Genomic DNA, 22,553 nt, shown 5'->3' with positions numbered 1-22,553 from the left:
AAGGTCGACGGCGTTGGCGACCTGAACCCCGGTAAACCTGACTACAGCCCCAGCGCCCCGCGCGCCCGGCCCAGCAGGGTGCGCCCGCGGTCGCGGTCCCGCTCGGCGAACAGGAAGGTCAGCTCCTCGTCGAGCGCCTTGCGCACCACCGCCTGCAATTCCTCGGCGGCCTCGTCGAGATCCTCGGCATCCGACCACGGCGTGGTCTCGATCGGGGTTCCGGCGGAGTAGTAGAACCGCTCCGGCTTCGGAATCCACGTCGGGCCGAGGCCCGTCACCAGCGGCGGGGTGAGATTCGGCTTCAACCCGATCGCCTGCACCAGCGAGCGCAGCGGCCGCATCGCCGAGTCCTGGCCGTCGAGGACGATATCGAAGGCGTCGTCGGCGCCGACCATGCCGATCGGCACGATGGGCGCCCCGGTCTCGATCGCCATCCGCGCGAAACCGGTGCGGCCTTCCCACTTCAGCACGTACTTCTCGCCCTTGCGGCGCACCGCTTCTCGCCCGCCGCCCGGGAAGACGAGCACCATCTCGCCCTGTTCGAGCAGCGCGCGGCAGTTTGCGCGGCTGCCGCGGACACACCCGATGCGATGCAGCGCGTGCCGCACCCCGGGGACGGTGATGAGGACGTTCTCGGCCAGCCCGCGAATGAGGCGGCCGCGGGTGCGCGCGATCTCCGGCCACAGCAGCGGGGTGTCGATACCCATGAAATTGTGGTTGCCTACCAGAAGCACGGGACCGTCGGCGGGTATGTTGTCGAATCCGTGGAATACCGGACTCGTCCACGCCCGCAACGGCGCCGTCAGGGCATCGAGCGCGCGAATATCGCTGTCGCGCAACGACATTCGTAGCGGCGCCCCATCCGATAGCCCGGCTTCGCCCCGACCCGGCGGGGCGGCATGATCTCCAGACAAAAGAACCCTCCCTGCAACTTGTTCTCGATGACAAAGCGTAACGAAAACAGCTGCCGGACACCGAGTCCACAAGATCATCTATAACAAGCGGGCGGTGTCAACCCCTACAGAGTAACGGCGACAGGACTTCGGCCCGGTAGTGTATCGGGGTTGGTGTGCCGCGGATTCGAGGAATAACCCCCGTCGTCGAATGACGGCGACTCAGCTCGGCAGGCCCGCCGTTCCCGCGTGCGCGTACTCGGCGAGCACCGCTGCCAAGGCTGCGGGGACTCGTGCCCGCACCCGGGTGCCGCCCTCCTCGTGTTCGGACTCGAGGATCCGGCCGTCGGCGTGCACACGGGCGAGCAGATCGCCGCGCGTGTAGGGCAGCAGCACGCTCACCTCGACGTCCAGGGCGCCCAAGGTGTCCCCGAGCCGGTCGCGCAGGGCGGTCAGGCCCTGGCCGGTGCTGGCCGAGACGAACACCGCCCGCGGCAGCTGGGCACGCAGGTGCGACAGTTCCGCCGGATCCAGCGCGTCGATCTTGTTGACCACCAGCAGCTCCGGCGGCGCCACGGCGTCGGACTCCCGCAGCACCTCGGTGACCACCTCGCGCACCGCCTTGATCTGCTCGGCGGGCAGCGGATCGGAGCCGTCGACCACGTGCAGCAGCAGATCGGCGCCGGTGACCTCCTCCAGCGTCGAACGGAACGCCTCGACCAGCTGGGTGGGCAAGTGCCGGACGAATCCGACGGTATCGGTGAACACGACCTCGCGGCCGTCCTCCAGCGCCGCGCGCCGGGTGGTCGGATCCAGGGTCGCGAACAGGGCGTCCTGCACCAGGATGCCCGCGCCGGTCAGCGCGTTCATCAGGCTCGATTTACCGGCGTTGGTGTAGCCGACGATCGCGACCGCCGGAATGCCGCTGTCGGTGCGCCGCGCGCGCTTGGTGTCGCGGGCGGTCTTCATCTCGCGAATCTCGCGGCGCAGCTTGGCCATCCGCTCGCGGATGCGGCGGCGATCGGTCTCGATCTTGGTCTCACCGGGGCCGCGCAGGCCCACGCCGCCGCCGCTGCCCCCGGCGCGGCCGCCGGCCTGCCGCGACATCGACTCGCCCCAGCCGCGCAGCCGCGGCAGCATGTACTCCATCTGGGCCAGCGACACCTGCGCCTTGCCCTCGCGGGAGGTGGCGTGCTGGGCGAAGATGTCCAGGATCAGAGCGGTGCGGTCGATGACCTTCACCTTGACGACCTTCTCCAGCGCCGTCAGCTGGGCGGGGGTCAGTTCGCCGTCGCAGATCACGGTGTCGGCGCCGGTCTCGAGCACGACGGCGCGCAGCTCGTCGGCCTTGCCGGAACCGATGTAGGTGGCCGGATCCGGCTTCATCCGGCGCTGGATCAGCGCGTCGAGCACCTGCGAACCCGCCGTCTCGGCGAGCGCGGCGAGCTCGGCCATGCTGGCCTCGGCCTGTGCCGAGGTGCCCTCGGTCCAGACACCGACCAGCACCACGCGCTCCAAGCGCAGCTGGCGGTATTCGACCTCGGTGATGTCGGTGAGCTCGGTGGACAGCCCGCTGACGCGGCGCAGCGCGCTGCGTTCGTCGAGCTGCAACTCGCCGACCGTCGGCTCCGGCGCCCAGCCGTTACCGGTCTTCTCGTCGTCGAGTTCCTCGACCGGTGTGAACTCGTAAGTCTCTGGTTTTCTCATACGCCTCCATAGTCCCACGACTCAACGGAAAGGCGCACCCGAGTTATTCCACCCACCGATGACAGACATACCGGACAGCCCCTTTGCGGTAACGAACACCCCACCCTGTCGTTCCGACATGCTTGTGGCCGGAATCAGACGTCGTACCACCAGGAACCGACCAGCCGCCCCGACGCGACCAGCACCGACGGTCCGCGCAGCCGGGCCGAGCCGCGCTCGAAGCCGACCGTGACCTCCCCGCCGGGCACCCGGACCCGTACCTCGCCGACATCGGACTCGAGATCGAAGCCCTCGCGCGCCAGTGCCGCGGCGGCCGCGGCGACGGTTCCCGTTCCGCAGGAACGGGTTTCGCCGACGCCGCGCTCGTAGACCCGCATATCCACCGCGCCGTCGCGCAGGGACGTGAGGATCTCGATGTTCACACCCTGAGGGAACACCTCCGGGTCGAATCCGGGCGGCACGGCCAGATCCAGCTGGGCCAGCCCCTCGGCCGTCAGCTCGGGATCCACGCAGGCCAGGTGCGGGTTCCCGACATCGATGCCGAGACCGGGCAGCCCGCGGCCCCCGATCGTCGCCGTCGACGTCCCGAGTCGGCGAACCGGCCCCATGGCCACGGTGACGTCGCCGTGCACCGCGTCAGCGGCGTGCACGGTGACCGGACGCGCGCCCGCGCGGCTGCCGACGACGAACTCGTCGCGCTTGTCCATCCCGGTCGCGACCAGGAAGTGCGCGAACACCCGCGTCCCGTTGCCGCACATCTCCGCGATCGAACCGTCGGCGTTGCGGTAGTCCATGAACCAGTCGTCGGCGGCGACGCCGGCGGGCAGTTCGTTCAGCACGCCGTTCTCGACGAGCGCCCCGGCCCGCGCGACCCGCAGCACACCGTCGGCGCCGATGCCGCGCTGCCGGTCGCACAGGGCCGCCACCCGCTCGGCGGGCAGCTCCAGCCAGGCGTCCGGATCGGGCAGCACGACGAAATCGTTCTGGGTGCCATGGCCCTTGGTGAACTCGATATCGGCCAGGGTCTCCCGCGCTTCGCTCCGCTCGGTCATCTCCACCGTCCTCACAACATCCGCCGCTGCCGGAAGATTTCGTACAGGGCCGTCGCGGCCGCGCACGGTGCTCGGACTCGTCGGCGATCACGATGATCGTCGCATTCGTGAAATCGTGTGCTTGCACCGGGAGGCTGCCGCGCGGCGGGCGGTACAGCAGCGCCTCCAGCGGCCGAGCGTGGGCGACGGCCTAGGTGATCGGTTCGGCACCCTGGATCAGGAAGCCGCCGTCGCGGTGCCGCTTGGTCCGATGGGTGAGATACGCCCGCCATTCCTGGACCGCGGCGTTTCGGCTGGTCACTGGCGGGCTCGTTCCTCGCTTACCGGGCGCGGGTCGACACGTAGGCCAGCGCCCGGTCCGCCAGGTGCGGGTCGGCGCCGTCCACCCAGCGGACCCGGGGGTCGCGGCGGAACCACGAGCGCTGCCGCCGCACGTAGCGCCGGGTGCCGATGAGGGTGCGTTCCTGCGCATGCTTCAGGTCGTATTCGTCGTCCAGGTACGCCAGGACTTGTGCGTAACCGATGGCTCGCCGGGCCGTCTGCCCCTCGCGCAGCCCGCGCTCGAGCAGTCCGCGCACCTCGTCGACCAGACCGAGCCGGAACATCGCCGCGGTGCGCTCCTCGATGCGTGCGTCGAGCGCGGCGGTCTCGCGGTCGACGCCGAGTATGACGGTCCCCCAGCGGGGCTCGCCGATCTGCGGCTGCGAGGCGGCGAACGGCCGCCCGGTCAGCTCGATGACCTCCAGGGCGCGCACCATGCGCCGTCCGTCGGTGGGCAGGATGGTGGCCGCCGCCATGGGGTCGGCCTCCCGCAGCGCGGCGTGCACCGCGGCCACGCCCTCCGCGGCCAGCAGCGCCTCCCACTTCTCCCGCACTCGTGCGTCGGTAGCCGGGAACTCCCAATTGTCCAGCAGCGCTTGGACATACATCATCGAGCCGCCGACGATCACCGGGGTGCGGCCGCGGGCCATGATGTCCTCCACGTCGGCGGCGGCCGTGCGCTGATAGGCCGCGACCGTGGCGGTCTCGGTGACGTCGAGCACGTCGAGCTGATGGTGCGGGATGCCACGGCGTTGCGCCACAGGCAGTTTCGCGGTGCCGACGTCCATGCCGCGATACAGCTGCATTGCGTCGATGTTGACGATCTCGCCGTCGAGCCGTTGCGCGAGATCCAGTGCCAGATCGGATTTCCCGGTGGCGGTCGGGCCGAGCACCGCGATCGGCGTGGTCGTCACGAGGACGCCCCGGGCCGCCAGACACTCACCTGATATCCCACTCCGAAAGGCGCTGCCGCGTACCGGGTTTCCACGTCCGGGTCGCTCCCGTCGGCCGCGAACAGTCCGGCCAGCACCTGGTAGGCGGCGCGGCCGCGCGCCTCGATATCCGCGCACAGCGCGGGGTCCAGCGCCGCCAGCGCGGACCGGTCGCCCGCGGCCAGCGCGGTGTCGATCCGCTGCTGCACGCCCTCGGCCCGCGGATCCAGATAGCCGGGCGCACGCGTGGACAAGGTGGCGGCGCCGTCGGCCACCACCAGCACGCCGCACGGCTCGGCGATCGCATCCATCTCCTTGCGGAGCGTGGCGCCCAGGTCCAGGCACTGCCGCGGGTCCGCCGCCGCATCCACGATCCGCGCCCGCGCCACCGCGTCGGCGGCCACCTGCCCCCGCAGCCATGCCCCGACGAGTACGGCGAGCGGCAGTTCGGGGTCGGCGGTGGCGTCGACGTGCGCGGCGTCCGACAGCGCGACGCGCACGTCCGCACCGAACCCTCGGAAGGTGCCGCCCGCGTCCGGGCCCAGCACGCGGTCCTCGTCGCCGACGCCCACCACCGTCCACGACCGCGCCCGGTTCGCCAGCGCCCGCCCCGCCGACACCACCGCCTCGCGCAGCGGAGGCACCTGCGCCGCCGGGTGCTCCGGGGCGTCGACCGGCAGCCCACCGCACAGTTCGGGAACCAGCACGGGTGGCGACGGAATCAGCACGGCGACGCGGAACACGCGTCCACCGTAGCGACAGCGCTGCCGGCCACGACGCGACAGCCGGGATTCCCCGGCGTCGACAGCACCGCGGCGATAAGCGGGTATGCGGCCCGGCCTGGGCGGACACGCCGACGATCGTGGAAAGGCCCGGAAACGACCGGTCGCTTTCCGGCGAGTCCGCCGCACCGTGGCACGTGAGCAGGGTGGGAGCGGCGTCGCCGCGGGGCAAAGCCACACACCGTAACGCGCGATCCGGCCCTCAGCAACCCGTCCGTGTCGCGCCACCCCCGGCAAGACACGGCAAATCCGTCGGCTGCCTGGTTGAATGGGATGAGCTAGGGCGTAACCAGGCAGCCGTGACGCGCGGCAGGGACGAGGAGCGATGACCGACACCAACGGAACCGAGAAGGCTACCCACCCGGATCCCGGCACCAGCCAGCGCGCCGATGCCGCCAAGCCCGGTCCCACGCCGCGTCCGTCGGCCGTGCCGAAGCCGGGCGCGCGCAAACCCGAACCCCCCAAGCCACATGCGGTCAAACCTGCCCCGGGGCCCGCGCAGGAGCACCCGCATCCGGTCGTCGTCCCCACAGTGAGCGATCCGAGCAAATGGGGCCGGGTCGACGAGGACGGCACGGCCTGGGTGAAGACCGCCGAGGGTGAGCGGGTCGTCGGCTCCTGGCAGGCCGGCGACGCGGCCGAGGGCCTGGCCCACTTCGGCCGCCGGTTCGACGATCTGGCCACCGAGGTCGCGTTGCTGGAGGCGCGGCTGGCCGCGGGCACCGACGCCCGCAAGACCAAGGCGTCCGCCCTCGCACTTGCCGAATCGTTGCCCACCGCGGCGGTGATCGGCGACGTCGACGGCCTGGCCCGGCGCCTGCAGGCGATCATGGAGCACTCCGACGAGGCCGCCGCGCACGCCAAGGAGGAGAAGGAGCGCACCCGCCACGAGCAGACCGAGCGCAAGGAGACGCTGTGCGCGGAGGCGGAGCAGATCGCGGCGGAATCCACCCAGTGGAAGGCCGCAGGTGACCGGCTGCGCGAGATTCTCGACGAGTGGAAGACCATCCGCGGCGTGGACCGCAAGGTCGACGACGCGCTGTGGCGGCGATTCTCCAAGGCGCGCGAGGCGTTCAACCGCCGGCGCGGAGCGCACTTCGCCGAATTGGACCGGGAGCGGGCGGCGGCCAAGGCGCGCAAGGAGGAGCTCTGCGTGCGCGCCGAGGAACTGTCCGGGTCCACCGACTGGGTGGGCACCGCCGCGGTGTTCCGCGAACTGCTGACCGAGTGGAAGGCCGCCGGTCGCGCCCCGCGCGAGGCCGACGAGCAGCTGTGGCGCCGCTTCAAGAGCGCGCAGGACGTGTTCTTCGCCGCCCGCAACGCCGCCGCCTCCGAGCGCGACGCCGAATTCGAGCAGAACGCGGCCGCCAAGGAGGACCTGCTGCGCCACTACGAGGACAAGATCCCGGCGCAACTCGATCCCGATTCCGCGGCCCTCGACACCGCCCGCGCGGCGCTGCGCGAGCTGCAGGACAAGTGGGACGCCATCGGCAAGGTGCCGCGTGAGCGCATCCAGGAGCTGGAGGGCAAGCTGCGCGCGATCGAGCGGCGGGTCCGCGAGGCGGTCGACACCCAGTGGCGGCGCACCGATCCGGAGGCGGTGGCCCGCGCCGCCCAGTTCCGGGAACGGGTGGCGCAGTTCGAGGAGCAGGCCGCCAAGGCCCGCGCGGCCGGTCGCACTCGCGACGAGGAGAAGGCCCTCGAACAGGCCAAACAGTGGCGAGAGTGGGCGGAGGCGGCCGAAGGGGCGGTCACCCGGCGCTAGGGAGTTTCCGAGATGGACATCCAGGAGATCAACAAGCGGGTGATCGAGCAGTTCCGCGCGGGCGGCGAGATCGACGGCATGCACCGCGACCGCCTGCTACTGCTCACCACCACCGGCCGCCGCTCCGGAACGCCACACACGACGCCGATGATGTTCCACCGCGACGGCGACCGAGTCGTGGTGATCGCCTCCAACCAGGGCGCACCCCGCCACCCGCAGTGGTATCTCAACCTGACCGCCAACCCGTCCGTCACAGTCGAACTCGGCGACGAAACCTATTCCGCCACAGCCCGACCGCTCACGGGCGCCGACTACGACAGGGTCTGGCAGGAAATCAAGCAGCTCTACCCCTTCTTCACCGACCACGAGGCCAAGGCGGGGCGCACTATTCCGGCAATCGCCCTGGAGCGCTGAGTAGTAGGTCCCCGACCGAGGCGCGCCTGAATCGTCTGCACGCTGGCCTGTGTCTGCAAGCCGCCCATCGAGCGAAACTCATTCGGGGAGTGGCAGTTTCGACGTCCACCAGGCACATCAGCGCATGCGGTTGGATTACGTCCAGATGACTGGGCGACCGCGTGATCACGGCATCGACATCGGCGGCACGCACCTGATCGACCAGCGGGATGACCCGCTACTGCTTGTCCTTGGGGTCGTCGCCGCGGAGCCAGGTGCGCTCGTGTTTTTCGCGTTCCGCGGCGGCCTGGCGGCGTTGTTCCTCGGCCTCCAGGTGCAAGGCGGTGCGGCTCCAGACGACCTTGATCCAGTGGAAGGTCAGGACGATGATCGCGAGGGTGGCGAGGATCAGGCCGATGCCCGGGCCCGCGCCCTCGTAGTTGCCCAGTCCGGGGGTTTGGCGGTGCCAGATCGACAGCACGCCGAAGACGCTGGCGATGGCGGATCCGGCGACCGCGATCCAGGCCAGCACCCACCGGCGGGTGACCAGCGCCAGGGACGAGAATCCGATGCCGAAGACGACGACGAACCATTCGAAGACTCGCGACGGCAGTCCGATGTGCTCGGCCTGGGCGGTGGCGTCGTAGAGCAACGCGTCCAGCCCGCGCGCGGCGCCGGCGTGCGGCAGCACCAGCGATAGCAGCAGCACGAACACCGCCACCGCCACCACCATGGCGCGCGCGCCCGGATCGATCTCGCCCGCGATCTTGCGCTCGACGGCCTCGAGGTCGTCACGGAACTCTTCGAATACCTTCGTCTCGGCCGGGTTCATCTGCTCCTCGTTCGGCTCGGCGGCCTGGCCCGCTGATTCGCCCTCGCGCGCGGACGCGCCCTCCACCGGAATACTACCGCCCGTCGTACCAACCTCGGCCGACCGGTCACCCGTGGACGCCGGCCGCGGGTCGCCGGTTTCGGAACTCGTCTCGCCGCGGTCGACGCCGCCGTTCTCCCCCGCCGCATGCGCGCCACCGCCCTGCCCCGCCTCTGTGCGCTCGGCCGGGCTCTCCCGCCGTGCCTCGTCTTCGCTGCGATCAACCACCGGTCACCACCGCTTCGTCGCCATATCGGATCATCCTCCGTGCGACTTCACCGTAGTCCGATGCTCTTGCGCTGCCCGCGGGCCGCCCGTCTCACACACTCGCAGCGGCCACCGCGGGGGTGCCATTCTCCCGACATCGGTCCGGCCACCGACTCCACCTCCGTCACCCCGGCACGCCACCTCCGTCACCCCGGCACGCCTTCTCTGTCATCCCGGCATGCCTTCTCTGTCATTCCGGCATGCTTTTGGCCGGAATCCACTGCGAGATCCCCGCCGAAAGCACGCCGGGAAATCAGAGGAGAGTCGCACCGGGCCGAGGTGGGTTGTTATGTGCCGCAGCCGGTGTCGCAGGTGGCGGAGGCGACCGGGGCGGGGGCGCCGATGGTGGGGAGGCCGAGGCCGACGCCTATGGGGGCAGTTTTGGGGGTGATGCCGCGTTCGTGGGCGTCGCCGGCGCGGGTGCGGCGGTGGGTGTGGACGGGGCTGTCGGCGATCAGGTGGTGGGGGGCGGCGCCGGTGATGTCGACTGTGACGATGTCGCCGGGGCGGATCGTGTTGTCGACGGGCGGACGGAAGTGCACGAGGCGGCCGTCGCGGGCGCGTCCGCTCATCCGGGCGGTGGCGGCGTTCTTCTTGCCCGCGCCCTCGGCGACCAGCAGTTCCACCTCGGTGCCGACCAGAGCGCGGTTGGCCGCCAGCGACACCTCCTCCTGCAGCGCGACGAGCCGGTCGTAGCGCTCCTGCACCACGGCCTTGGGCACCTGGTCGGGCATCGTCGCGGCCGGGGTGCCGGGCCGGATCGAGTACTGGAAGGTGTAGGCGCTGGTGAATCGCGCCTGCCGTACCACGTCCAGGGTCTCCTGGAAATCCTCCTCGGTCTCGCCAGGGAAGCCAACGATGATGTCGGTGGTGATGGCCGCGTGCGGCATGGCGGCGCGCACCTTCTCGATGATCCCGAGATAGCGGGCCTTGCGATAGGAACGGCGCATCGCCTTGAGCACGCGATCGGAGCCGGACTGCAGCGGCATGTGCAACTGCGGGCACACGTTCGGCGTCTCCGCCATCGCCTCGATGACGTCATCGGTGAACTCCGCCGGATGCGGTGAGGTGAATCGGACCCGTTCCAGACCGTCGATACCTCCGCAGGCACGCAACAACTTCGCGAACGCGCCACGATCGCGATGCTCGCCCGCGTCGGCGAAGTTCACGCCGTAGGAATTGACGTTCTGCCCCAGCAGCGTCACCTCCAGCACGCCCTGATCCACCAGCGCCTGCACCTCGGCCAGGACATCGCCGGGACGCCGGTCCACCTCCTTGCCGCGCAGCGACGGAACGATGCAGAAGGTGCAGGTGTTGTTGCAGCCCACCGAGATCGACACCCACCCGGCGTAAGCCGACTCCCGCTTGGCGGGCAGCGTCGACGGGAACGCCTCCAGCGATTCCAGGATCTCGACCTGTGCCTGTTCGTTGTGCCGGGCCCGTTCCAGCAGCACCGGCAGCGACCCGATGTTGTGCGTGCCGAAGACGACGTCCACCCAGGGCGCCTTGCGCACCACGGTGTCGCGGTCCTTCTGCGCCAGGCAGCCGCCGACGGCGATCTGCATACCCGGCCGCTCGGCCTTCACCGGGGCCAGATGCCCCAGCGTGCCGTAGAGCTTGTTGTCGGCGTTCTCGCGCACCGCACAGGTGTTGAACACCACCAGATCCGCGGTCGCGCCCGCGGCGGCCTTGACGTAACCGGCGTCTTCGAGCAGGCCCGACAGCCGTTCGGAGTCGTGCACGTTCATCTGGCAGCCATAGGTGCGCACCTCGTAGGTCCGCCCCGCCGCGGTGTCAGTGGTGGAACGCTGCCCGGCGACACGTACTCCAACCTGCGTAGACGAATTCACCCGTCCAGGGTATCGGCTGCCGGAAATCCCCGAACGACCCCGCCGACCTGGGGCTGACCGGGCGTGATACGGGTCACTGATGTCAAGCGATGGTTAAAGACAGGAGGCAACGGTGCGACGCATCTGCGAATATTGCGCATTTCCAGCACTTTCGCTCTAGGGTCTGTTTTCATGACCGACGCTGCCGACGCAACACCCGGCACTGCCACCGAGCCGACCACCGCCACCGACGCTGCCGCCGCGCCACCGATGATCTCGATGCGCGATGTGGACAAGCACTTCGGCGATCTGCACGTACTGCAGGACATCAATCTCGAGGTGCCCAAGGGGCAGGTCGTGATCGTCCTGGGTCCGTCCGGATCCGGTAAGTCGACGCTGTGCCGCACCATCAACCGTCTGGAGCCCATAGACTCCGGCGCCATCGCCATCGACGGCGTCGAACTGCCCGCCGAGGGCCGCGGCCTGGCCAAGCTGCGCGCCGACGTCGGCATGGTGTTCCAGTCGTTCAACCTGTTCGCCCACAAGACCATCCTCGAGAACGTGATGCTGGCGCCGATCAAGGTGCGCCGCATCGACAAGAAGCGGGCGCACGAGAAGGCCATGCAACTGCTGGAGCGGGTCGGCATCGCCAATCAGGCCGAGAAGTATCCCGCCCAGTTGTCCGGCGGACAACAGCAGCGCGTCGCCATCGCCCGCGCGCTGGCGATGAACCCCAAGGTGATGCTGTTCGACGAGCCCACCTCCGCCCTCGACCCTGAGATGGTCAACGAGGTGCTCGAGGTGATGGTGTCCTTGGCCAAGGAGGGGATGACCATGCTCGTGGTCACCCATGAGATGGGCTTCGCCCGCCGTGCCGGCGACCGGGTGCTGTTCATGGACAACGGCCAGATCGTGGAGGACCGTGCCCCGGAAACGTTCTTCACCGCGCCGGAATCCGAGCGCGCCAAGGATTTCCTCGGCAAGATCTTGAGCCACTGACCGGTGGCGACCACCTGAGTACACACCTTAGAGAGGGAATTAGATGAGGATCACCCGTGCGCTGCAATTCGGCATAGGCGCCCTGGCCGTCGCGATCGTCGCGGCAGGCTGTGGTGGCGGCAGTTCCAAGACTGCCTCCGAGCACGCCGCCGACGGCAAGCTCACCATCGGCATCAAATATGACCAACCCGGCATGGGCCTGCGTACCAAGGACGGTACGTTCTCCGGTTTCGACGTCGACGTCGCCAAGTACGTGGCGGGCAAGATGGGCGTCTCGGAGGACAAGATCACGTTCAAGGAGGCGCCCACCCCCCAGCGCGAGACGCTGATCCAGAACGGGCAGGTCGACTTCGTGGTCGGCACCTACTCGATCACCGACCAGCGCAAGGAGAAGGTCGACTTCGGCGGGCCGTACTACATCGCGGGCCAGGGTCTGCTGGTGCGTGCGGACAACACCTCCATCACCGGCCCGGAGTCGCTGACCGGCGGCAAGAAGCTGTGCTCGGTGAAGGGTTCCACCCCCGCGCAGAACATCCAGAAGAAGTACGCCAACGACGTGCAGCTGCAGGAGTACGACACCTACGCGCTGTGCGTGGAGGCGCTGAAGTCGAACGCGGTCGACGCGCTGACCACCGACGACATCATCCTGGCCGGGTTCGCCGCGCAGAACCCGGGCCAACTGAAGCTGGTGGGCAAGCCGTTCACCACCGAGAAGTACGGCATCGGCGTGAAGAAGGGCGACACCGAGTCGCGCGGCAAGATCAACGACGCGATCGAGGCGATGGTCAACGACGGCTCGTGGAAGGCCGCGATCGACAAGAACTTCGCGGGCACCGGCTTCGAACCGGCCGCGCCGCCGCAGGTCGACCGCTACTGATTCGCACTCGTCCGAGGGGCGGTCCTTCCCGGATCGCCCCTCGCCCCAAAAGATTCACTCCATGACGATCGGAGGGACACGTCCGCCGTGTTCGACATGATCTCCCGATACCAAGACCAGTTGCTCGACGCATTCTGGATGACCATCAAGCTGACCCTGCTGTCGGCTGTCGGGGCACTGGTCCTCGGCACCATCGTGGCCGCCATGCGGGTCTCGCCGGTGCCGGTGGCACGCTGGGTCGGCACGGCGTACGTGACCATCTTCCGCAATACGCCGCTGACGCTGATCCTGGTGTTCTGCTCGCTCGGCATCTACACCACCCTCGGCGTCAAGCTGGCCAGCGAGAGCAGCGGGCTGGACTTCCTGCCCACCAACAACTTCCGCTACGCCGTACTCGGATTGTCAATCTACACAGCGGCTTTCGTCTGTGAGTCGATCCGGTCCGGCATCAATACGGTGCCGATGGGCCAGTCCGAGGCGGGCCGCTCGCTCGGTCTGACCTTCGGCCAGAACCTGCGCTATATCGTGCTGCCGCAGGCGTTCCGGTCGGTGATCGCACCACTGGGCAGCGTGCTGATCGCGCTGACCAAGAACTCCACCATCGCCGCCGCGATCGGTGTGGCCGAGGCCGCCCTGCTGATGGCGGAGATGATCGAGACCGAGGCCGACGTCCTGGCCATCGGCGCGATCTTCGCCCTCGGCTTCGTGATCCTGACTCTCCCCACCGGGTTCGTCTTCGGTTGGCTGGCACAGAAATTCGAGGTGAAGCGATGAGCTCGGGCGCCTCCGTCCTCTTCGACGCGCCCGGGCCGAAGGCGCGGGTACGTCACAACCTCTACTCGGTGCTGGTCGCCGCCGTGATCGTCGCGGCGGTGTGGCTGGTCATCGACGCCCTCGGAAACAAGGGCCAGCTCACCGCCGACAAGTGGAAACCGTTCGTGGACGCGGAGGTGTGGGAGACCTACATCCTGCCGGGTCTGCGCGGCACCATCGTGGCGGCCGTGCTGTCGATCGTGTTCGCACTGATCATCGGCATGATCTTCGGCCTGCTGCGGCTGTCGGACCATCGCAGCGTGCGGATCGTGGCGGGGGCGATCGTCGAGTTCGCCCGGGCCATCCCGGTGCTGATCCTGATGATCTTCCTGTACGCGGTGATCGCCAAGTACGACCTCACCGACTCCAGCCAGTACGCGCTGACCGCGGTGGTGATCGCGCTGACGGTCTACAACGGCTCGGTCATCGCGGAGATCGTGCGCTCGGGCATCCGCTCGCTGCCCAAGGGCCAGTCCGAGGCGGCGGTGGCGCTGGGCATGCGCAAGGTCCAGTTGATGCGGATGATCCTGCTGCCGCAGGCGATCACGGCGATGCTGCCCGCGATCGTGTCGCAGATGGTGGTGGCGCTGAAGGATACGGCGCTCGGCTACCAGATCACCTACCAGGAGATCGTGCGGCAAGGTCAGCAGCTCGGCGCGGCCGAGCAGAACACCGTGCCGTCGCTGATCGTCGTCGCCGTCGTCATGATCGCGCTGAACTGGTCGCTGACCAGCTTCGCCACCTGGCTGGAGCGGCGCCTGCGGTCGCGTAAGAAGGGGCGCGCTGTCGTTCCGGCCGCCGCGGCCCTCACCGACGCGGCGCCGGGCATGGATCTGACCAAGTCGCGATAATTTCATCGATGTGTCGATCCGGGCCGCCGCCATCCACAGCGCCGTGGCCGCGGTGGGCACGCCGCCGGTGAGACCGAGTTCGCGGACCGGATCCTCACCGGCGACGATCGCGAAGACCGCGTCGAGCTCTTCGTGCCGTTGTGCCGCGGCGCTCAGCGCCGCGATCCCGCCGTAGGAGATGCCGGTCAGCGCGAGAGGGCGTTGCACCAGGGCTATCCGCGGATCCATTCCAGCACCTCGTCGTCGCGGTGTTCGCGCGGGCTGAAGAAGCTCCTCGGTAGCGGAAGCGGTGCGGCCACGGGAACGCCTCAATCGCCGCCCGCGTCCTCGTTGTCGATCCGCTCGCGGATTGCCCGCACGGACCGGTCTTTCGGCGTCCGCTGCGGCCAGCAGACCGCGATTATCAAGACGCCCAATGGAATACCGGTCACGAGGAGCAGACCGACCTGCCAACCGAGCCAATTCACGACGCCTCCGTCTGGCTCGAAACTCTTGTGCGCCACTCCATCGCGACTCCTGACCGCCGTTGGTGCGGCGACCCGGAGCCAGGTCCTTTCCGCCGATCCCGGGTGCCTGTTCCCACGCTAGGAACGCCCGCGGGCGCAAGCCACAGAGTTGACAAAAGTTGACGACGAATCGGTGGTCACCGTGGCCGCGAGCTGGGAAGATTACGAGGTCCTGGTTGGATCCCCGTAAAGGAGTGCCCTCGATGACAAGTCTGCGTCTTCTCGGCTCTGGATCCGGGAACAAGACGTGCCCCTGCCTGTACGAGACCGAATCGGGCGGCCTGGTGGTACAGGGCACCGGCGAGCGCGGGGCGGCCGCCGTCACCGTGCCGCACGTCCTGCTGGACTGGGTGGAGCCCGGTATGCGAATCACGGTGGACGCCACGGACATTCCCGGCAAGATCATCGTGCGCGGGGCTCCGGCGAGCGCGGAGATCATGCAGCAACTGATCCTCGGGGGCGATGAAACGGCAGTGGAGGTGCACCTATGCGAGTAATCGCGGCGGGCAACGACGACTCCTTCACCGGTCTCTTTCTCGCGGCACACCATTCGGCACGGCATCTGGAGGTCCGCGACAACTATGCCGTGTCCGAGGAGGCCGACGCGTTCCGGGCCTGGCGAGCGGACGGCCGCGTCGTCGAAACCGAGGCCGACCGCGAATGGACGAGCCTCGTGCGCACCCTCGCAGCCCGCGGCGTGACCGTGACCCGGCTGCGCATCGTGTCGATTCCGCCCAGCGAGTACATCCGGTGGCTCGTCGCGACGAGCACGCACAACATCGCGGCGGGTGAGGAGATCCGTTGGCTTCCGAGAGATCGGGCGGAAGGGCCGGTGCCACTGGACGATTGGTGGCTGTTCGACCGAAATACGGCCGGGTTCACCACGTTCGATGACAACGACGCGTATACCGGGCTCGCGGTAAGCGCGGACCCCGCGGTCGCGAAGGTATGCGTCGAGGCATGGGATCGGCTGTGGCCACAGGGCATCGATCACGCTCGATTCGCGAACAGCGAGTTCGCCCTGCGGTGAGCGATGTCGTCGCACAGGCGCAGGCGGCCCTCGGGGCTCGCCTGCGTGAGCTTCGCAGGGACGCCCGGCTGACCGGCAGGCAACTCGCCACCGGGTGCGGCTGGCACCCGACGAAGGTGTCGCATATCGAGAACGGCAGGCGCCGCCCCTCCGAGGCGGACCTGTTGGCGTGGTGCCGGGCGGTGGACAACACGCTCGTGTACGACGACCTGGTCGCCTCGTTGCGGAACCTGCGGTCGATGTATCTGGAATGGCGGCGCACGCTCACCGCGGGGCACGCCCACGCGCAGCGGCAGATCGGGCAGGAGTTCCGGGATGCCCGGCATATCCGGTGGTTCGAGGAATCCATCATCCCCGGCATCCTGCAGACCGAGGCCTACGCGCGGGCGATCCTGACCGGATGCTTGAGCGTGCTCCCCGGCGTTCGTGACGACGTCGACGCCGCCGTCCGCCAACGCACCGCCAACCGAGCGGTGCTGCGCACCGGCGACCGACGCTTCGCATTCCTGGTACATGAGGCCGCCCTCCGGCGAACGGTCGGCGGCGCACCCGTGATGCGCGAACAACTGACCCACTTGATCGACGACCTCGCCAACCCCCGCCTGTCCCTGGGCGTGATCCCGATGGCCGCCCGATGGGTATGCCCCACACACGGATTCACCATGTTCGACCGCTCCTCGGTCACGGTCGAAACCATCTCCGCGGAACTCACCGTGACCAGACCCAGCGAAATCGCCATCTACGAGGACACTTTCGCAGCCATGAACAGGGTCGCGATCCACGGCGCCAACGCAAACACCTTGATAGACAACATCTTACAGACCACCTGACCCGACCGAATTGGCAGCCGCAGGCCTCGGACGGTGCGTGCTACTCGCCTGGCTCGGCGGCGAGTTCCTCCTTCACCACCGTGTAGGCCGTGGACTGGTTGTAGCCGCGGCGGGCAAGCATGCCGACCAGGCGGCGGATTGTCTTCTCGCGGTCCAGGTTTCGGGGCATGGTGCGGAGTTTGCGGCGGACCAGTTCGGCGGCGCTGTCGTGGTCGTCCGCGGGGTTGTGGTCGGCAGGGACCACTCCGATATCGAGTGATTTCGACGCGTTGCGGGCCGAATCTGCTGTGCTGTCGTCGAACTCGATGTCCGACAGTTCCGCCTTCACCACGGTGTAGGCGGTAGATGGGTTGTAGCCGCGGCGGGCAAGCATGCCGACCAGGCGGCTCATTGCCTTGTCGCGGGTGAGGTGAGCGGGGAGCGAGTTGAGTGTGCGGCGGACCAGTTCGGCGGCACGGACGTTTTCGTCCTCGGCGGTGACGGAGGCGAGGGCGGGTTCGGCGTCGGCGGACGCCACGCCCTTGCGGCGCAGTTCCTGGGCGATCGCCTTCTTGCCTTTGCCGGAGTAGGTGTGGCGGGAATGCACCCACTGCTCGGCGAAGGCGGCATCATCGATGAGCCCAACCTCCGCGAGCCGGTTCAAGACCCGCTCGGCGACATCGGGAGTAAATCCCTTGGCCGCCAACTTATCCGCCAGCTCTGATCTGCTCCGCGCCCGATCGGTCAGCAAGCGGAGGCAGACATCCTTGGCCTGCGCCTCGGTGCCACCACCCTCGGGCACCGAACCAGACTTCTCGCCCCGCCTCCTACGCCCGCGGCGTCGACCGCGCGCCTCGTCGTCATCCGGCGGACCGGTTGCGGCCAGTTCCTCCCCCAGTGGCCCATCCCCGCTCGATTTCGCGCGTTTCGGCCGACGGCGGCCACGAGCAGGATCGGGAGCCTGGCCGCCACCCTCCAGCTGTTGGCGCAGCCGTTCCACCGCCTCGAGCCGAGTCGCGCCGGGGTCCTGCACAGGATCGGACCCCAGCGCGTCCCGGTCTGGCATCGGTTAGAAGTCGACGGGCGCCTCGGCGCCCGCGTCTGCGGTGACATCTGCTCCGATGCCGAGCTTTTCCTTGATCTTCTTCTCGATCTCGTCGCGCACGTCGTGGTTCTCGAGGAGGAACTTGCGGGCGTTCTCCTTGCCCTGGCCGAGCTGGTCGCCCTCGTAGGTGTACCAGGAGCCGGACTTGCGGACGAAGCCGTGCTCGACGCCCATATCGATGAGCGAACCCTCCTTGGAGATGCCGTGGCCGTAGAGGATGTCGAACTCGGCCTGCTTGAACGGCGGCGAGACCTTGTTCTTGACGACCTTGACGCGGGTGCGGTTGCCGACCGCGTCGCTGCCGTCCTTCAGCGTCTCGATGCGGCGCACGTCCAGGCGCACCGAGGCGTAGAACTTCAGCGCCTTACCGCCCGTGGTGGTCTCGGGCGAGCCGAACATGACGCCGATCTTCTCGCGCAGCTGGTTGATGAAGATGGCCGTGGTGCCGGAGTTGTTGAGCGCGCTGGTCATCTTGCGCAGCGCCTGGCTCATCAGGCGGGCCTGCAGGCCGACGTGGCTGTCGCCCATCTCGCCCTCGATCTCGGCGCGCGGTACCAGCGCGGCCACCGAGTCGATGACGATGATGTCGATGGCGCCGGAACGGACCAGCATGTCGGCGATTTCGAGCGCCTGCTCACCGGTGTCGGGCTGGGAGACCAGCAGCGCGTCGGTGTCGACGCCGAGCTTGCGGGCGTAGTCGGGATCGAGCGCGTGCTCCGCGTCGATGAACGCCGCGACGCCGCCCGCCGCCTGCGCATTGGCCACCGCGTGCAGGGCGACGGTGGTCTTACCCGAGGACTCCGGGCCGTAGACCTCGATGATCCGACCGCGCGGCAGGCCGCCCAGGCCCAGTGCCACATCCAGCGCGATCGACCCCGTGGGGATGACCGAGATGGGCTGGCGCGCTTCCTCTCCCAGGCGCATCACGGCGCCCTTGCCGAAGCTCTTCTCGACCTGCGCCAGTGCGAGTTCGAGCGCCTTGTCGCGGTCGTAAGCCTGTGGTGCCATCGTCTGGTTCCCCTTCTGGACGGGTGCGTCTCGTTATGTGGTTGGCGCCCACGTTAGAGGGCGGCACCGACAAGTTCTGCCGCACAGCTTAGACGAACACGTGTTCGAGGCAAGCGACGCGCCCGGAGATCAGCAGATGAGGTTCACCGCGGCGGCAGGATCGAAGGACACGTGGACATGGTCGTAGTGATTGGCGGTCGAGCCGCCGCGGTCCTCCATGACCGACCAGCCGCCGCCGTCGTTGTGCCGCTGCCGCCAGATCACGTAGTTCACGCCGAGGCGCTCCTTGTCGGCCAGGACGAAATCCGCGATCGCATCGCCCTGCGCGGCATCGGCGATCATGAAGTCCAGCGCCAGACCGGCGCCGTGGTCGTCGTTGCCGCGCCCCTCGGCGCCACCGATCTCGGCGACGGCGAAGGTCTTGCCGATCAGGTGGCCCACCTGCGCCACGTGGGGGCGAGTCCCGGCGAGTTCGGTCGGGCACAGGGAGTACTGCCGGGCCTGCTTGGCCAGCAGCGGGCCGTCACCGGCTGCCGCCGGGAGCGCCGGTGCGACCCGGGCCTGCGGCGGGGCGGGCGCCGGGGACGAGTGCGCGCCGACCGCGGACAGCGATTCGATCGCTGCGGCATCCTCGGCGGCCGAACTCGGCCGGGTCACGATCCAGACGATGGCGACGACAACGGCGACGACGGCGATAGCACCGACCGTCGGCAGGTTCGGACTCCGACCGGTAGCGGGTTTGCGATGTTGACCAGGCACGACGCCGACCACCACCTACACTCGGGAGCAAGTCACGAATAGATTACGGAGTTATCCCGAAAATATCACACCAGAGCCGACGGGGTGCCGGTACCGCAAGCTCAGGCGCGACTCGCCTGCGGCACCAGGGTGACGCGGTCGGTGTGCAGCAACGCCTGCGCCTGTTTGAGCACCCGCAGCGCCGGGGTGATCTCGATGTCGGTGATGCCGTCCAGCTGACCCAGCCGCTCGGTGACGTAGCGGTACAGGTGCGCGATATCGCGGCAGACGACCGAGTTCAGCAGATTCGTCGACCCGGTGGTGGCCGCGACGAAGGTGGTCTCCGGATGCGTCGCGAGTGCGCGCCCGACCGCGTCGAGTTCGCCGGGACGCACGCGCAGCCACAGCATCGCCCGCGTCGCGTAACCCATCCGCTCGATCGCGAAATCGAGATCGAAATACAGCACTCCGGCCTGCTCGAGCTCCGCCATCCGCCGTGCGACCCGAGTTGCGCTCCAACCGGTTTCGGCCGCCAGCTGGGCATACGAGGCGCGCCCGTCCCGGGCGAGCACGGCCAACATGACCTCGTCGCCCGCCGACAGATCGACCGCCACCTCCGGTCCGGCATCGCTGCCGCACCCGCGTTCCGGTCCCAACTCCTCTCGCTGCCACGCGGTGAGGAGGCGGCCGTGGCGCGGCCACTCCTCGTCCAGCGGGAACCGATACATGATCTCGTAGGCCGACATCCCGCTCACCTGGCTGGCCCGCGGAAGGGTGTTGAGCAGCAACCGATCTCGCTGATCGCCCGACCGCGGTCGGCTCACGCACGTCACCTCGGAACCGGTCGACAGCAGCGTCACCCAGCTCACATCGGGCAGCCTGGCCAGCGACTCGGCCAGCCGCAGCGCCTTGTCGGGCGTGGACCGCAGCCGCAGCATCCAGCGGGTGCTGCCCAGCGGCACCGCGTTCACCAGCCCGGAGATGTGGAGCATGTCGCGCTGGCGCAGCGATCGGTAGCGCCGCGCCACCGTCTGTTCGGAGACACCGAGGATCGCGGCGAGCCGCGCGAACGGAATACGGGGGTCGGTGACCAGGCCGTGCAGGATCTGCTTGTCGAGCAGATCCAGGACGGAGGATTCATTGATCTCTTCGAGGTCCATAGTCGGATTCCAACGTCCATAGGCGGCTGGGTAGGTAGATATTCAAGCATGCCGCACGCTTGGCGTCGATATCGTTCGCTCACTACTTGGAGGTCGCCATGCGAAAATGGCTCCCCTTGTTCGCGGCGTGCCTCGGCACGCTGATACTGCTCATCGACGTCACCATCGTCAACGTGGCGCTGCCCGACATCGCCGCCGACCTCGGCACCGGGCTGTCCGGATTGCAGTGGGTCGTCGACGGGTACGCCCTGGCGTTGGCGGCGCTGCTGCTGGTGCTCGGGTCGCTGGCCGACCGGATCGGCGCGAAGCCGACCTATCTGGCCGGGCTGGTCGTATTCGCGATCGCCTCGCTGGCCTGCGGGATCGCGGAGTCGTCGGCGATTCTCGTCGCGGCGCGGGCACTTCAGGGCGTCGGCGGTGCGGCGATGTTCGCGACCACGCTGTCGTTGCTGCATGCCACCTACACCGGCCGCGAACGCGGCGTCGCCTTCGGCGCCTGGGGTGCGGTGGCGGGCGCGGCGGCGGGCATCGGCGTGGTGCTCGGCGGAGTGCTGACCGATCTGCTGTCGTGGCGGTGGATCTTCTTCGTGAACCTGCCGATCGCCGCGGTCACGATCGCGTTGTCCGCCTTGGTGTTCGGGCCGTCGGCGCGGCATGCGGAGCGCCGGATCGATGTGGCGGGCATGGTGGCGTTCGCGGCGGCGGCGACGGCGGTCACCTACGGCGTCATCCGCGGCGGCGAGCACGGCTGGGCGGATGCGCAGGCGATCACATCGCTGCTCGCCGGAGTGGTCGCGGCGGTGGCGTTCGCCCTGATCGAATCGCGCACCGCGGCGCCAATGTTCCCGCTGGCGCTGCTGCGGCACCGCGAATTCGGCGCGACCATGATCGCGGCCACCGGCTTCAACTTCGCGGCCTTCGCGGCCAGCCCGCTGATCTCGCTGTGGCTGCAGCAACAGTTGCGTCTGACGGCGCTGCAGGCCGGTCTGTCCATGTTGCCGCTGGCGGCGACCGCCTTCGTGGTGTCGGGGGTCTTCGGCCGACTGCTGCACGATCTCGCGCCCAAGTGGACCATCGGCGGCGGTCTCGTCGTGATCGGCGCGGGCACCGGCCTGCTCGCGGCCATCGACACCGGATCGTCCTGGACCGCACTGCTACTCGGCTACATCGTGGTCGGCGTGGGAGTCGGTGTCATGGCACCGGCGCTGATGTCGGTCGGGATGGCGGCCGTGCCGCCGCAGCAGAGCGGTACCGCGGCGGGCGCGGTGAACACCGCCCGACAGTTGGGTCTGGCACTGGGAGTCGCGGTGCTGGGCACCGTCTTCCGCAGCGCGGCCGGGGATGGCGACCGAATCACGCTGCCGCAGTTCGTCAACGGCCTCGACGCGGCCGTGACGGTGGCGAGCGGGGTCGGAATCGGGCTCGGAATCATCGCCTTCGCCCTGTTCCACCGCCGGACGCGGGTACCGGCCGCGCCCGAGGCCACCGGACACGAGGTCCCGGTCGCCTGATCTCAGACCGTCGGATTTGACCGGGGATCGTGGCGATATTGCCCAGGGTGATGAACATGGAGTTGCCGCGATAGTCGGGCCAGCGCAGCCGCGTGGGCGAAAGCACGGGCCGCCCGCCACTACGCCCGGAGAACCTGAGTCACCAGCGGGTGCGCGGAACGTCGAATTCGGCGCACAACGCACGCCAGACGTCGCGGGGATCGACACCGGCCTCGATGGCCTGGGCGCCGGTGCGACCGCCCATGGACGGCAGCACATGGTCGGCCAGCAGGGAGTCGCCGCGCACCACTCCGAACTCGGCGTGCAACATTTCCCGGAAGTCAGTCAATCGCAC

24 protein-coding genes and 3 pseudogenes are annotated in these 22,553 nt (G+C 68.8%); 10 read left to right on the top strand and 17 right to left on the bottom strand.

From position 1 onward, the window contains the following. Positions 1–41: 41 nt before the first annotated feature. The 6 genes from ACYVLQ_RS27030 to ACYVLQ_RS27005 all read right to left on the bottom strand — a co-directional run bounded on the left by ACYVLQ_RS27030 (position 42) and on the right by ACYVLQ_RS27005 (position 5,648). Positions 42–845: a lysophospholipid acyltransferase family protein gene (locus ACYVLQ_RS27030; RefSeq protein WP_460700324.1), complete on the bottom strand. Its 804-nt coding sequence runs from the start codon at positions 843–845 to the stop codon at positions 42–44. A gap of 270 nt (positions 846–1,115) precedes the next feature. Further along, entirely contained in the window at positions 1,116–2,600 is a 1,485-nt protein-coding gene (gene hflX, locus ACYVLQ_RS27025) for a GTPase HflX (protein WP_460700323.1), read from the bottom strand. A gap of 134 nt (positions 2,601–2,734) precedes the next feature. Next, complete coding sequence (dapF, locus tag ACYVLQ_RS27020) at positions 2,735–3,613, bottom strand: diaminopimelate epimerase (RefSeq protein ID WP_460700361.1); 879 nt, start codon at positions 3,611–3,613, stop codon at positions 2,735–2,737. A gap of 229 nt (positions 3,614–3,842) precedes the next feature. Next, entirely contained in the window at positions 3,843–3,953 is a 111-nt protein-coding gene (locus ACYVLQ_RS27015) for a hypothetical protein (protein WP_460700322.1), read from the bottom strand. Positions 3,954–3,972: 19 nt separating this feature from the next. Further along, positions 3,973–4,887: a tRNA (adenosine(37)-N6)-dimethylallyltransferase MiaA gene (gene miaA, locus ACYVLQ_RS27010; RefSeq protein ID WP_460700321.1), complete on the bottom strand. Its 915-nt coding sequence runs from the start codon at positions 4,885–4,887 to the stop codon at positions 3,973–3,975. Beyond that, the gene (locus ACYVLQ_RS27005) at positions 4,884–5,648 is read right to left on the bottom strand and encodes a class III extradiol ring-cleavage dioxygenase family protein (protein ID WP_460700320.1); all 765 of its coding nucleotides are present in this window, start codon (positions 5,646–5,648) and stop codon (positions 4,884–4,886) included. Before ACYVLQ_RS27005 ends, miaA begins: the two co-directional genes overlap by 4 nt. Positions 5,649–6,012: 364 nt before the next feature. On the opposite strand from ACYVLQ_RS27005, the gene ACYVLQ_RS27000 reads away from it, so the two are divergent. After that, positions 6,013–7,452 (top strand): DUF349 domain-containing protein, encoded by a 1,440-nt coding sequence (locus ACYVLQ_RS27000; RefSeq protein ID WP_460700319.1) that lies wholly within the window; start codon positions 6,013–6,015, stop codon positions 7,450–7,452. 12 nt (positions 7,453–7,464) lie between these two features. Beyond that, on the top strand, positions 7,465–7,866 hold the full coding sequence (locus ACYVLQ_RS26995; RefSeq protein ID WP_460700318.1) for a nitroreductase family deazaflavin-dependent oxidoreductase: 402 nt from the start codon (positions 7,465–7,467) through the stop codon (positions 7,864–7,866). Positions 7,867–8,083: 217 nt separating this feature from the next. Here ACYVLQ_RS26995 and ACYVLQ_RS26990 read toward each other — a convergent pair whose 3' ends face one another. Beyond that, positions 8,084–8,677, bottom strand: coding sequence for an Rv2732c family membrane protein (locus ACYVLQ_RS26990; protein WP_460700360.1), 594 nt, complete (start codon positions 8,675–8,677; stop codon positions 8,084–8,086). A gap of 593 nt (positions 8,678–9,270) precedes the next feature. Further along, positions 9,271–10,752 (bottom strand): tRNA (N6-isopentenyl adenosine(37)-C2)-methylthiotransferase MiaB, encoded by a 1,482-nt coding sequence (gene miaB / locus ACYVLQ_RS26985; RefSeq protein WP_460700359.1) that lies wholly within the window; start codon positions 10,750–10,752, stop codon positions 9,271–9,273. 330 nt (positions 10,753–11,082) lie between these two features. Here miaB and ACYVLQ_RS26980 point away from each other — a divergent pair, with 330 nt between their 5' ends. From ACYVLQ_RS26980 to ACYVLQ_RS26965, 4 genes are all read left to right on the top strand, one after another. Then, positions 11,083–11,811, top strand: coding sequence for an amino acid ABC transporter ATP-binding protein (locus tag ACYVLQ_RS26980; protein WP_460700358.1), 729 nt, complete (start codon positions 11,083–11,085; stop codon positions 11,809–11,811). Positions 11,812–11,854: 43 nt separating this feature from the next. Further along, positions 11,855–12,688: a glutamate ABC transporter substrate-binding protein gene (locus ACYVLQ_RS26975; protein ID WP_460700317.1), complete on the top strand. Its 834-nt coding sequence runs from the start codon at positions 11,855–11,857 to the stop codon at positions 12,686–12,688. A gap of 96 nt (positions 12,689–12,784) precedes the next feature. Beyond that, positions 12,785–13,462, top strand: a complete 678-nt coding sequence (locus ACYVLQ_RS26970; protein ID WP_460700357.1) for an amino acid ABC transporter permease — start codon at positions 12,785–12,787, stop codon at positions 13,460–13,462. Continuing rightward, entirely contained in the window at positions 13,459–14,352 is an 894-nt protein-coding gene (locus ACYVLQ_RS26965; protein WP_460700316.1) for an amino acid ABC transporter permease, read from the top strand. Before ACYVLQ_RS26970 ends, ACYVLQ_RS26965 begins: the two co-directional genes overlap by 4 nt. Before the next feature lie 54 nt (positions 14,353–14,406). Here ACYVLQ_RS26965 and ACYVLQ_RS26960 read toward each other — a convergent pair. Beyond that, a pseudogene (locus ACYVLQ_RS26960) lies at positions 14,407–14,580 on the bottom strand (CocE/NonD family hydrolase); the annotation flags it as partial. Between the two features lie 80 nt (positions 14,581–14,660). Further along, positions 14,661–14,819 (bottom strand): hypothetical protein, encoded by a 159-nt coding sequence (locus ACYVLQ_RS26955; protein ID WP_460700315.1) that lies wholly within the window; start codon positions 14,817–14,819, stop codon positions 14,661–14,663. A 242-nt stretch (positions 14,820–15,061) separates the two neighbouring features. On the opposite strand from ACYVLQ_RS26955, the gene ACYVLQ_RS26950 reads away from it, so the two are divergent. From ACYVLQ_RS26950 to ACYVLQ_RS26940, 3 genes are read left to right on the top strand one after another with little or no spacing between them, the layout of a single operon-like run. Further along, positions 15,062–15,355, top strand: coding sequence for a hypothetical protein (locus ACYVLQ_RS26950; RefSeq protein WP_460700314.1), 294 nt, complete (start codon positions 15,062–15,064; stop codon positions 15,353–15,355). Beyond that, positions 15,346–15,888, top strand: coding sequence for a DUF6879 family protein (locus tag ACYVLQ_RS26945; protein ID WP_460700313.1), 543 nt, complete (start codon positions 15,346–15,348; stop codon positions 15,886–15,888). The genes ACYVLQ_RS26950 and ACYVLQ_RS26945 overlap by 10 nt, the downstream gene beginning before the upstream one ends. Further along, positions 15,885–16,718 (top strand): helix-turn-helix domain-containing protein, encoded by an 834-nt coding sequence (locus tag ACYVLQ_RS26940; protein ID WP_460700312.1) that lies wholly within the window; start codon positions 15,885–15,887, stop codon positions 16,716–16,718. Before ACYVLQ_RS26945 ends, ACYVLQ_RS26940 begins: the two co-directional genes overlap by 4 nt. A gap of 40 nt (positions 16,719–16,758) precedes the next feature. Here ACYVLQ_RS26940 and ACYVLQ_RS26935 read toward each other — a convergent pair whose 3' ends face one another. The 5 genes and pseudogenes from ACYVLQ_RS26935 to ACYVLQ_RS26915 all read right to left on the bottom strand — a co-directional run bounded on the left by ACYVLQ_RS26935 (position 16,759) and on the right by ACYVLQ_RS26915 (position 20,708). After that, positions 16,759–16,962, bottom strand: coding sequence for a hypothetical protein (locus ACYVLQ_RS26935; RefSeq protein ID WP_460700356.1), 204 nt, complete (start codon positions 16,960–16,962; stop codon positions 16,759–16,761). A gap of 60 nt (positions 16,963–17,022) precedes the next feature. Further along, positions 17,023–17,583, bottom strand: a pseudogene (recX, locus tag ACYVLQ_RS26930) (recombination regulator RecX); the annotation flags it as partial. Between the two features lie 183 nt (positions 17,584–17,766). Continuing rightward, entirely contained in the window at positions 17,767–18,810 is a 1,044-nt protein-coding gene (recA, locus tag ACYVLQ_RS26925) for a recombinase RecA (RefSeq protein ID WP_068032606.1), read from the bottom strand. A 129-nt stretch (positions 18,811–18,939) separates the two neighbouring features. Then, positions 18,940–19,569: a hypothetical protein gene (locus ACYVLQ_RS26920; RefSeq protein ID WP_460700311.1), complete on the bottom strand. Its 630-nt coding sequence runs from the start codon at positions 19,567–19,569 to the stop codon at positions 18,940–18,942. A 101-nt stretch (positions 19,570–19,670) separates the two neighbouring features. After that, positions 19,671–20,708 carry an Lrp/AsnC family transcriptional regulator gene (locus tag ACYVLQ_RS26915; protein WP_460700310.1) on the bottom strand — a complete coding sequence of 346 codons (1,038 nt, stop codon included), beginning with the start codon at positions 20,706–20,708 and terminating at the stop codon, positions 19,671–19,673. A gap of 98 nt (positions 20,709–20,806) precedes the next feature. On the opposite strand from ACYVLQ_RS26915, the gene ACYVLQ_RS26910 reads away from it, so the two are divergent. Continuing rightward, complete coding sequence (locus ACYVLQ_RS26910) at positions 20,807–22,219, top strand: MFS transporter (protein WP_460700309.1); 1,413 nt, start codon at positions 20,807–20,809, stop codon at positions 22,217–22,219. A 22-nt stretch (positions 22,220–22,241) separates the two neighbouring features. On the opposite strand, the pseudogene ACYVLQ_RS26905 reads toward ACYVLQ_RS26910, so the two are convergent. Beyond that, positions 22,242–22,337, bottom strand: a pseudogene (locus tag ACYVLQ_RS26905) (pyridoxamine 5'-phosphate oxidase family protein); the annotation flags it as partial. A 21-nt stretch (positions 22,338–22,358) separates the two neighbouring features. Continuing rightward, the gene (locus ACYVLQ_RS26900) at positions 22,359–22,553 is read right to left on the bottom strand and encodes a DUF3046 domain-containing protein (RefSeq protein ID WP_460700308.1); all 195 of its coding nucleotides are present in this window, start codon (positions 22,551–22,553) and stop codon (positions 22,359–22,361) included.

The sequence above is a fragment of the Nocardia thraciensis genome (assembly GCF_054782435.1).
The sequence above is the reverse complement of the archived record's forward strand: the minus strand, read 5'-3'. Positions and strand labels throughout refer to the sequence as shown.